Here is an 11,587-nt window from a genome sequence, read left to right as displayed (position 1 = left end):
TATACCCCTCAAAATATTTTATAAATTTCCGCTAAATGCTTTGTTTTGTAATGTGTTAAATAATTTTTCAAACGAAGAACTACTATTTTGAAATAATACATTATTTTTCATTAACTTATTTTTAAAATTAACGAATTTGTCTTGTTCGTCTAATGGTGGAAGATACATTTCGATATTAACCATTCTTTTTAGTCCCAAATCACGGTTGGCTATTCCATGGGTATATCTTTGGGATTGCTCATAACAGTATTGGGTATTTAACATCGATACGAGCCACTCAGCTCTTACTTTATCGTGATTTGTTTTTAATAAAGCAACATGAACCCAAACGGCAAAATCTATATCTGTATCTACAACAGCTGCTAAACCAGTTGTTCCACCTTTAGTATAAAGAATATCGCCCCTAGTAGGTTTACACTTTTTCCAATGTATCTGTGCATCTTCTTCTGTTATGAATTTTAAATCTTCCCAAATTATTTTGCCTGCTCTTACATGTCGAGTAGACAAAAAAGGAATTCCCGTTTCTGAATAATTTGGACTAACGTGTGGGCCATCTTTTGCAGAATGAACAACATCACCCAATTTACCTAAATTCCATTCTTTAGGATTACTTACAGGATCACCAAACATATCGACAAAGGTAGTTTGTAAAAGCTGATCTAACTTTTTAATTGATTGTTGGCGCTTTTTACGTAATTCATCTGCTTTGTCTAGGATTGAAGCAATTCTGCGTTGTTCATCAATTGGTGGTAGAAAGATTTCCACGTTCAAAAGATCACTTTTCCCTAAGTTAATCTGTAATCCACCACTCGCAAACTTTTTATAATATTTTCTAGTCTTTGGATCATTTAATACATATTGAAGGTATTTATTATCTACTTTAGAAGAATTTTTGATAACTAGTTTACCAACTCGTTGATTCAATAAAATATTTTTACCATTTGTTTGCACCAAAGTCGGAACACCTAAAAGTTTTGGATCGTTTGCCAAGTCCGTCATCGCAATCACAAGATCACCATCCTGCAATAAAAAACTTTTAAATTTCTCTGCGAAACTATCAGGTAGATAACGTGAGTTATATTCGATGTCAAAAATACCACCCAGTCGAATATTACTCATTCGACAACTTAAAGTATTCGACTCTTCTACATAATCTGTTGATTTGAAAGCATAGCCATTTTGCAAATCACAAATTTCTGAGAGCTTAATCTTTGTCATTTAAACAACTCCTTAAGCTCATTCATTCCTTCTAGAATTTCCTGTTCAAGCAAATCTAAATCCGCCAAAATCTTATTTGGCGATTCATATTCAACTTGCTCATATACCATTTCCTTATAACGGTTAATCGACAAATCATAACCATTGGCAGCAATATCAGCTTTATCCACCAAGAAACTTTGCTCAGTCGCTTTGCGATCAACCTCAGCATCCAAGTTTTTAAAACGGGCAATAATGTCAGGAATATTGTTATTTTCATGCTTAGAAGCATCGAGTTCATTTCGCTTATCATCCAGCGAATAACCATCTGCCTGCATGTCATAGAACCAAACTTTATCCGTACCACCAGATTCAGTTTTGGTGAAAATCAGAATAGCAGTCGAAACCCCTGCATACGGCTTAAATACACCTGAAGGCATGGAGATAATCGCTTCAAGTTTTTGCTCTTCCACAATCTTCTGACGCAAATCTTTATGTGCTTTAGAAGAACCGAATAACACACCATCAGGCACAATGATCGCAGCACGACCACCTGTTTTTAGAATACGCAAGAATAAGGCTAAAAATAGAAGTTCAGTCTTTTTAGTTTTGACAATTGCCTGAATATTCTTGGCACAGCTTTCGTAGTCCAGGCTGCCTGCAAATGGTGGGTTTGCAAGGATCAGACTGAATTGGCTTTCAATATGCGAATGCGCTTCGCTTAAAGAATCACGGTTTTCAATACTAGGGTTTTCAACACCATGCAGCATCATGTTCATTGAACCAATACGAAGCATAGTGCTGTCAAAGTCATAACCAAAGAAGGTTTCTTCACTAAAGCGTTTTGCTGCTTCAGGATTGGCGAAAATCTCGGTGCTATAATGTTCGTTTAAATATTCACTGGCTGCAACGAGGAAGCCTGCTGTACCACATGCAGGATCACAGATGGTATCCGTGGGTTTCGGCTGCATCAGATCCACAATCATCTTAATGATATGACGAGGAGTACGGAACTGACCGTTCTGACCTGCTGAAGCGATCTTACCGAGCATGTACTCGTAAATATCACCCTTAGTATCTTTATCATCCATTGGTACTTCAGCCAACAGATCAACTACTTTAGTTAAAAGTGCAGCATTTGGAATAGTAAAACGAGCATCTTTCATGTGATGACTGTAGGTGGTGTCATCTTGGCTGCCAATGCTTTTAATGAAGGGAAAAACTTCATTGGCGATGGTGTCATAAAGCTGGGTCGGATCACCAAGCGTAATAAATTTTGACCAACGTAAATGGTCTTGTTCAGGTGTGAAAATTGGCTTTTCTACAGCAGTTTTTAGGCGGTTGGCTTTCTTTTCTTTAGTGATCTGAATTTCATCGAGTCGGCGGATAAACAGCAGATAAGTCATTTGTTCCATAACTTCTAAAGGATTGGAAATACCACCACTCCAAAAAGAGTTCCATATCTGGTCAATTTTGCTTTTAATTTCGCCTGTAATCACACTGATGACTCTCAAATTTCTTTGAGGTCTATTGTCTTGGATTTGAAGTGGAAAAGCTATGAGGAAATAATAAGATGCGACAAGAGTTGGCGTTGAACTTATGGTAATAACTCTTTTGCATTGGTCTCTAATGCTCGTGCAATTTCATAAAGTTTTTCGACAGTGAGGTTGACCTCGCCACGTTCAATACGCCCCATATAGCTCCGATCAATTCCACATTGAAGTGCAAGAGATTCTTGTGTGATATTGGATTGTGTTCTTTTGTGACGGATCGACTGCCCAATTTTTGATGCTAATTCTGTCATTTTTACTAAAAAGTATAAAAAACAGTAATATCAGCAATTGAGGACTATACATCCACGGATTATAATCCTCTTTTCGTGTTATGAGATCAATCTGATGGCTAAACCTACTCCATTACCTTTCTATGATGAGTTCATGACAATTTTTAAGAATCATAATATCTCGAATTGGGAGGCTAAAGATTTTGTCAAATTGATAATGGGTAACAATGTAAAAATTAATAAAAAAAATCAATTTGAAATTTATAAAGCACTAAAGATACTTGTTCGTTATAAATATTTGAGTATTGATCCATCCCAATCGACACAAAATCGATTCAGCTACTGTGAAACAGAGTTAATGAATGAATTAAGAGTAAGTCCAATTCTTAATAAATTGGGACAAATATTTGAATTAAAGGAACTAGAACTCTTAAAACAGATTCAAGAAAAGGAACATAACATTTCTTTTATAAAATCACTTTGTGAAGATAATCCTGAAGTAACAGATTTTTTAAACAAAAAAATAGAAAAATTAAATGATGAAATTAGCTTAATCAAAAGCAATATATCTCTAATGGAAAATATTTTGGCGTAGATTTTAGCCAAAATTGAAATGTGCTGAATTTTTTTAGGAGTTTAAGTTGAGGTATTTCTAATGTGTAGCCAAATTTAGTGGCTATTCAAAAATTCCATAATATATACTATACATTACTATCTGGATGCGATTGATAAACCTCAAATATCTCATACTGCTATTTGCCCAAAGTGTGCTGTGGATGCGGTACTTGGTTCTGTCTCTGGCATTAAGATTAATAAAAGTCTGCTACAAAAAATGCAGAAACATTGGTTTTAATTTCGCAGAAAAAGAGTGCCCAGTGAGGCTCGGACTTTCATCACATGGAATCTAATGTCTCATGATCACCAAACACTTTTAGAAAAAAACAGGTTACTCTTGACTATGAAATAGCACATCTTTTTTGTGTCGCAATTTAGCTCAAACCTAATCTGGCGCTGGCACCAGAAAAACTGGGTAGCTGTCAGCTTAGGCCTGAGCTAGTACAACTAAATATTTAAAGTTAACCAATTAAGTTAAGGTATTCCTGTTCAGTTAATACCTTAACGCCTTTATCACGAGCTGCATTAATCTTAGTTTCACCGACCTTGTCGCCAGTTACCAGATAGGTAGTTTTACCGGTAACAGTTTTAGCCACTTTAGCTCCAAGTGCTTTTGCATTCTTTTCCATATCGTCACGGGAACCTTGTTGCATTGAGCCAGTAAATACAACGACTGCTCCAGCTATAGGCGAATCTAAACTTTCTCTATCAGACTTCTTGGGCGTAACACTTAAGTTGAAACCGAGGTTATATACTTTAAAAAACTCTTCTTTAATATTTGCTAAACCTTCAACAATAGCTTCTGCACTTAATTGTGCAAATCCATCTATTTTCACCATATCCTCGACTGATATTTCGAAAACCTGAACTATGGCATGATGCTGAAGTAATTTCTCACAGTTTCCGCCAGCTAATCGGGTTACCCCAAATGCTGCAAGAAATCTCCAATCCTCTATTTCAATTTCTCTACTTGCTTGGAGTTGATCGATAAGATTCTGCGATGTTTTCTCCCCAAATCCAAACTCGACAAATTGATGCTTAGGAATCTGATAGATTTCGTGGATGTGCTTAATACCTTGATTAGCTATTTTTTCAATCACTTTTGGCCCAAAACCATCGACATTACCCAATGTTTTAAAAAAATGAATCAGTGTATTCTCGGTTTGAGCAGGACAGTCTGATTTATTCGGGCAAATTAAATGATCGCCTTCCCAAATAAGGTGAGCATCACAACTAGGACAATTTTCAGGTAACTCTGGCTCTACTGATTTAATAACTTCTTCAATTTTTGGAATAACTAAGCCACTTCTAACTAGCTTAATGATTGCGCTAGGACCAACTCCATTTTTCTTCACCATCCTATAATTATGAACAGTTACCCTGCTTAAAGTAGCCCCACTAAGTTTGGTCGGAACCAATTCAGCTACTGGTGAAACTCGACCAGTCCTTGAGGTCTGAGGAATAACTTTCAATACTTCGACTTCAGCCGATTCATCATTCACTTTAAACGCGATTTGCCACCTATGAAATCTTCTCGTAGAACCCATATGCTCTTTAATCGGCGCATTTGTTGATTCTAAGACTAATCCATCAATATCAAAATCAACTGAGTTCCATATACTTTCAAGAATACTCTCAAAGTTTGACAACAACTCCTCTATACTTCCCGTCCAGCTATCTAATAGCGAAAAAGGGTAGAAGACACAAGCACCGTCATCAATTGCATTTTGAACATCTTCATCAACTTTCTTTTCAGCAATAATTGCTGCTTGGATATTGCGTGAGTTTTCAAACTTTTCACTCAACACTTTATTAAAGTAACTTTTCTTGATTACTATTTCGCCAGGTCCTAAACCCCTTCCTGCATTTTTTGCTACTCTGAGTCCTCGTTCAAATGCACGAGTAATATCTTGACCTCTTGTCCCATCACCTCGGGTGTAGAGAGTTATACCATCATCATAAGCAGCATAACCATCAAGTTTTGGTGTAACCCTAATCTCAATTAAATTTTGATCAAATTCAATTTCTGATGCGGCTTTAGTAATTCTTTCAGTCCATTTTTTAATTTCTTCAAAAGAATATGCTTTATCAGTAGAAAGCATTTTCTTTGGAAGTGGAACAGTCTTGCTATCGATTAAAACTTCAGGCTCTACACTTAATAAGAATGGATTATCTGGATCAAGAGTTTTGAAGTAGCTAAGATATTCATCATACTTATCATCTTCAATAATCGGATAACCAGATCTGTAAAAAGCATTGGCAGCTTTAAGCAATATTTCCAATTCTTCCAAACTGTAATCATTAGAAGAAAATAACTTCTCTGCATCGTCTATATTTAAATTAAGCCCTAGCTTTTCAATAATGGCGATTTGGTTGTCGTTAAATTTATAGTTAGACATTACTGCTACCCTTATACTGCCATTTGAAAATCTAATTGAGTTCTACTTGAAACACTTGAGTTCATGGTGACACCTAAAATTCCTGTACGACCCACTTGCCAGTCAATATTTTCAACCGTAGTTAAAGCAGCAACTGCGGGGAACTTATACGCCGTTGCCCAACGTGGTTCACGACTTAAGAAACCCAATTGTTTTTGCTGCTTTAAGCTGTCCACTTTAATAACCAGGCCATCAATTTCAACACTCAAATTCGCACGTTTCGCATTAATTTCTTCATAGCATTGCTGCACTTCCTGAATGCTGTCACAAATAAAATGACATTCACCTACCGCAAAACCAAATTGAGTGAGCCATTCCAGGCTGGCAAACATGGTGGTCTGACCATGATGGGGTTCGCACTGCGCAATACCATAGGCATAAAATGCCAAAGGTCGTGATGCCGCAATTCCTGGATCTAGCTGACGCAGACTGCCTGCAGCTGCATTACGCGGATTAGCAAAGGTTTTTTCACCTTTGGCTTCATTTTCAGCATTGAGTTTTTCAAAGCCCGCTTTAGGGATGAGCACTTCACCACGCACTTCTAATAGCGCTGGAACTGGACCTTGAGCAGACGAAAGCACTTTTGGCAAGTTACGAATGGTTTTGACATTATGGGTAATATCTTCGCCCGTTTCGCCATCTCCTCGTGTCACCCCACGAACCAGCACCCCATTTTCATACCATAGGGAAATCGCCAAGCCATCGAACTTCAATTCGACATCGTATTGAATTTTTTGATTCGGCAAACGCTCTTCTACACGGCGCGCAAAAGCAAACAGGTCTTCTTGGTTAAATACATTCCCCAATGACAGCATTGGTACCTTATGGGTCACGCTTGCAAATTTAGAGAGTGCTTTGCCACCGACTTTATTGGTCGGGGTATCGGCTTGTACACATTCTGGATATTGCTCTTCTAAAGCCTTGAGCTGATGAAAGAGTTGATCATATTCACTATCTTCAATGCTTGGTTGATCCATCACATAATAGGCGTGGTTATGCTTGGCTAAAATTTGAATCAATTGACGCATTTGCGCTTTGATAGTTGAATCCTGGGTCATACACTCACCATAAAAAAGGGCGGTTGATTTCCGCCCTTAAAAATATTTTATCTACTCGCTATTATAGAAATCGAGTCCGTCAGTTTCAAACTAAACTTCTACAGTTTGTCCTGCACGATAGTCGATTGCATGATGACGCCATTGCTCACGCAACTGAGGTGTGAATTCCTGATTGTTCTGATCATAGACGGTGCCATCAATTTCACGCGCAATCAGACGTGAAAGACTGTCCATGGTATCAAAGGCATTTTGCACATCACTATGTGGCAAGGCCAGGAAGAATGCCAAACCTTTCACTTGTTCAGTGGACAAGGTTTCAAGGTCAAAACCGGCTGCACCTTCATCGGTAATTTGCAAGACTGAAAACAGTAATTTGCTGTCGTCTTGATTGTAGCGATGGAAACACGCCATTTCACCAAAACGTAGACCATACTTAAGCAATACTTTTAAAGTTTTTTCACCTGAAAGTACGCGGCGTTCCGGGTAAACATTTAACGCAATAAACTCAACCGCAGTTGATAAGGCACTTTCTTCATCAACGCGTTGCTGTTCATGCAAATGTTCATCCAAAATACTGCTTTCATCTTCAAACTCTGAAATTTCAGCTTTTTCGATATTCGCATTTACGCTATGTTCTGCTGAATCTTTTGTTACCGTTTGTTCAGCTTGAATCGTTTGCTCTTTTACAGCATCTGTTTTTGATTCAACTTGATTGGTTGTTTCTGCTGCAGCGACTACTGGCGCTTTAACTTCAGCATTTTCAGATTTTGTTTCTGCTTTTTTTGCATCTTGAGCCAGCTCAACAGCCGATTCCGCTAACTTGGGTTCAACACGTTCTATACTTGATGGCTCATTGGCACTTTGTAATTGATCACGGACATGGCGAGGAATCACGGGTTGCTGGCTATCTGTGTCTACATGAAGTTCTGAATCTAATGAAGGTGCTGCATTAGCAGGTTTTTTAAAAAGTATTCTTAAACCGAATAACATAATGATAACGGCGATAATAATACCAACGACGGTGGTGATTTCCATACTATGACTCCGCGACTAAACCGTATTCTTTTGCCTGTTCCAAATCGACAGTGACTAATTTTGATGTACCAGGTTCTGGCATGGTAACACCTAACAAATCGGTTGCCATCGTCATTGCAACTTTATTATGGGTAATGTAAATGAATTGAACTTGTTCAGAAAGTTCTTTTACCAAATTACAAAACCGTCCCACGTTTGCATCATCCAAAGGGGCATCTACCTCATCCAGAACACAGAACGGTGCCGGATTTAAACGGAAGATTGCAAACACCAATGCCAATGCTGTTAACGCTTTTTCACCACCAGACAAGAGTGCCAAAGAGCTATTACGTTTACCCGGTGGTCGAGCCATTAGTTTTACACCCGATTGCCAGTCATCTTCAAGACTTAAACTCGCTTCTCCACCATTAAATACTTTAGGGAACAAATCCTGTAGCTCGAGATTGACCTGATCAAAGGTGGTCATAAACAACTTGCGGGTTTCCTGATCAATACTTTTCATGGCCCCTTGTAATTGATCAACCGTTTTTTCCAAGTCTTCAATTTGATGGCTCAGCTCTTCAAAGCGCTTGGATACTTCTTCGTATTCTTCAGAAGCAGCCAAATTAACTGCACCCAATTTTTCAAAGCGTTGTTGGGCTTTTTCCAGTTGTTGTTGATGTGAAACCAGGTCAATATTTAAACCGCTAATGACTTCACTATTCAATGCATTCAGTTGTTCTGAATAATGTTGAAAATCCGATTTGGCCACTTGCCAGGCCAGACGCTTTTCTTCCAGTTGACCGCGTAATTTCTCGTCCTGCTGTTGATGCTGATGACGTTGTTCGGTCAACTGTTGCTGTTTTTCTTGAATATTATTCAGTTCAACTTGCCATTCATTCCAGGTCTTTTGCAACTTCTCTGTGACTTGTGATTGTTGATTAAATTGTGATTCAAGTGCTGGCAGTTCTAGCTGGACCGGATCGACAAATTTTTTCGCCTGTTCCATTTGCGCAATAATCTGCTGATATTGTGCTTTTGAGAAGGAAGCATCTTTTTCCAGCAATTCAACTTGTTGCCCAGTTTGTGTAGCCTGACGACGTAGCAGCTCCAATTCCTGTTGCGCTTGCTGCCACGTGTGCTGGTTATTTTCCAGCTGTTCGGTGAGTTCTTCAACCTGAAATTGCAGAGTCTTATAATTCGGTAAAGCCTGCTCAAGTTTTAAATTCAAGGCATGCAAATCAATTTCCAGATCATCTTTTTGCATGGCATCTTCTTCAAGCTGCGCATCGAGTTGCTGTAACTGATTTTGCAATTGTTGTTTCTGTACTGAAAATGCCTGAGCCGTACTTTGTACTTTCGCAATATTGACATCAAGCTGTTGCAAGGCCTTTTGCTGTTGCTTTAACTGGTCTTGCTGATCTTGAATGTTTTTTTGCAGCGTTTGAATCTGTTGGAAGATTTCCGGCAATTGTTGTTCCGCAGCTTCAAGCTGCGGCAACTGCTGTGCAAGTGCCGTTTCAATTTCATCTAAACGGATACGATGGCTGAGTGCCCCTTGCCCGGCTTGGCTTGCCTCATCATAAAATAAACCAATCACCCAATCCGCACCCACATGATAGCCATCCAGACTTAAGATGGACTGACCGATGCTTAATTGTGATTGTAAAGACAAGGCCTGTTTGAGACTGTCCGCAACCGCAACCTGCTGCCAAATGGAATGTTGTGGCGACTCAATCCAGTCAGCCAAACAAGGCAACCCAGCCAATTGAATGTGATCTTGCGAACTATTGCTTTTCAACTGACGGGCAATACTTTCAGCGAAATCAGCATCCGCATCTAATACCTGTGCAGAAAGCCATTTTGCCAAAAACTTTTCAATCAGATTGGCATGTGCTTTGGCCTGATCTTTCAGCTTCAATACTTGCATCAACTGCACAGCATTATTCTGAACTTTCGGACTATTCTTAATCAGCAACTGATTGAGATTTTTCTGTTCTGATTGCAACACCTGAATCGCAGATTTCAAACTTGAAACATCATTTTTCTGCTGTGCATACTGCGCTTGCACTGACTCTAATGTTTGTTTCTGGGTTTGAGTCGCTTGTTCTAATTGCTCAATCTGCTGACCAAGCTGAGATTTTTCACTTTCAAGCTGTGCAATATCATCTTGCTGATCTTGGTGTTGAAGCTGTGCTGTTTGCTGTTGCAGAGTCTGCTTTTGCTGTTCGATCCGGGCAATATTTTTCGCCAACTGCTCACTTTGCGCCAGCATCTGCATTTTTTGCTGTTGCTGCTTCTCAACTTGGGTTTTGACCAGTTCAAACTGTTGCTGCACTTGCTGCTGCTGTGCCTTTAAATCAGCAAAACTTTGGCTCTGGTCTTGGTTCTGACTTTCTTGCTGTTGTAATTGCTCTGCCTGCTGTTCATGTTGCGATTGCAAAGTTTCGATTTGCAATTCAATTAATTGTAGTCGTTCTTTGGTTTGTAGCTTTTGTTGTTCGAGCTGAGTTAAAGTCGAACTATTTTTCTGGAACAAAGACTGTTTCTGTTCCAGGGTCATTTTCAATTCAGACAGTTTTTTCTCAGCCTGTTGCCACTCATTTTGCAGTGGTGTGGACTGCTGAATCAGGCGCTGGAACAGTTCACTGGTCGCCGTTAAATCATGTTCCAGAGTGCTTAATTCCGAACGAACCAGCTTAAAAGTATCGCCCAACTCATTCATTTGCAGGGTATATTCTTGCTGCAAGCGGCTACTTTGTTCACATTGAAAAGACAACACTTCAACTTTGATGGTGCGAATCTGGGTTTCCAGTTCTTTATATTGAATCGCGCTTTCAGACTGACGTTTCAGGGTTTTCAGCTGTGACTTCAGCTCTGAAGCAATATCTTCAAGCCGCGATAAATTTTGTGTGGTGTGATCGAGATGCAACAAGGTTTCACGACGACGTGCCTGATAACGCGAAACACCCGCAGCTTCTTCAATATACACCCGCATTTCTTCAGGTTTGGCATCGACCAGACGGTTAATCATGCCCTGTTCAATAATCGCGTATGAACGTGGCCCAAGACCAGTGCCCAAGAAAATATCGGTGATATCACGACGACGGCACTTGGTACCATTTAAGAAATATTCAGACTTGCCATCACGGTTGACCTGACGACGCACCGCCAATTCATTATAGGCATTGTATGCACCACCGAGCTTGCCATAGGTATTGTCAAAACGCAGTTCAACACTGGCTACGCCTACAGGTTTACGTTTAGCCGTACCGGTAAAAATGACATCTTGCATGCTGCCACCACGCAGTTGGCGTGCACTTGATTCCCCCATCACCCAACGGATGGCATCAATCACATTAGATTTACCACAACCATTTGGCCCAACAACAGCGGTACGATTCGCCTTGAAATGTAAAGTCGTACTATCGGCAAAAGATTTAAAGCCGGAAAGTTTTAAGCTGCTTAAACGCATAATGTCC

7 protein-coding genes and 1 pseudogene are annotated in these 11,587 nt (G+C 39.4%); 1 reads left to right on the top strand and 7 read right to left on the bottom strand.

What is annotated here, in order from left to right; all coding sequences use genetic code 11:
- Nucleotides 1–18: 18 nt before the first annotated feature.
- The 3 genes from HLH16_RS14410 to HLH16_RS14400 form a co-directional block, all read right to left on the bottom strand.
- On the bottom strand, nt 19–1,218 hold the full coding sequence (locus HLH16_RS14410; protein WP_171529851.1) for a restriction endonuclease subunit S: 1,200 nt from the start codon (nt 1,216–1,218) through the stop codon (nt 19–21).
- A complete protein-coding gene (locus HLH16_RS14405; protein WP_171529850.1) occupies nt 1,215–2,696 on the bottom strand; it encodes a type I restriction-modification system subunit M in 1,482 nt (493 codons plus the stop codon). Before HLH16_RS14405 ends, HLH16_RS14410 begins: the two co-directional genes overlap by 4 nt.
- A 98-nt stretch (nt 2,697–2,794) precedes the next feature.
- Nucleotides 2,795–3,001 (bottom strand): helix-turn-helix domain-containing protein, encoded by a 207-nt coding sequence (locus tag HLH16_RS14400; protein ID WP_171529849.1) that lies wholly within the window; start codon nt 2,999–3,001, stop codon nt 2,795–2,797.
- A gap of 94 nt (nt 3,002–3,095) precedes the next feature.
- Here HLH16_RS14400 and HLH16_RS14395 point away from each other — a divergent pair, with 94 nt between their 5' ends.
- Nucleotides 3,096–3,575, top strand: coding sequence for a hypothetical protein (locus HLH16_RS14395; protein WP_092691599.1), 480 nt, complete (start codon nt 3,096–3,098; stop codon nt 3,573–3,575).
- 481 nt (nt 3,576–4,056) lie between these two features.
- On the opposite strand, the gene HLH16_RS14390 is transcribed toward HLH16_RS14395, so the two are convergent.
- The 4 genes and pseudogenes from HLH16_RS14390 to smc all read right to left on the bottom strand — a co-directional run bounded on the left by HLH16_RS14390 (nt 4,057) and on the right by smc (nt 11,580).
- Nucleotides 4,057–5,994, bottom strand: coding sequence for a BRCT domain-containing protein (locus tag HLH16_RS14390; RefSeq protein ID WP_171529848.1), 1,938 nt, complete (start codon nt 5,992–5,994; stop codon nt 4,057–4,059).
- Nucleotides 5,995–6,068: 74 nt separating this feature from the next.
- A pseudogene (gene ligA / locus HLH16_RS14385) lies at nt 6,069–7,091 on the bottom strand (NAD-dependent DNA ligase LigA); the annotation flags it as partial.
- A 90-nt stretch (nt 7,092–7,181) separates the two neighbouring features.
- Nucleotides 7,182–8,126, bottom strand: coding sequence for a cell division protein ZipA C-terminal FtsZ-binding domain-containing protein (locus HLH16_RS14380; protein ID WP_131289457.1), 945 nt, complete (start codon nt 8,124–8,126; stop codon nt 7,182–7,184).
- A gap of 1 nt (nt 8,127) precedes the next feature.
- Nucleotides 8,128–11,580, bottom strand: coding sequence for a chromosome segregation protein SMC (smc, locus tag HLH16_RS14375; RefSeq protein WP_171529860.1), 3,453 nt, complete (start codon nt 11,578–11,580; stop codon nt 8,128–8,130).
- Nucleotides 11,581–11,587 lie beyond the last annotated feature (7 nt).

This window comes from Acinetobacter sp. ANC 5378, assembly GCF_013004315.1.
In the GTDB taxonomy this organism is placed as follows: Bacteria; Pseudomonadota; Gammaproteobacteria; order Pseudomonadales; family Moraxellaceae; genus Acinetobacter.
This window is presented reverse-complemented; position numbering and strand designations above follow the sequence as displayed.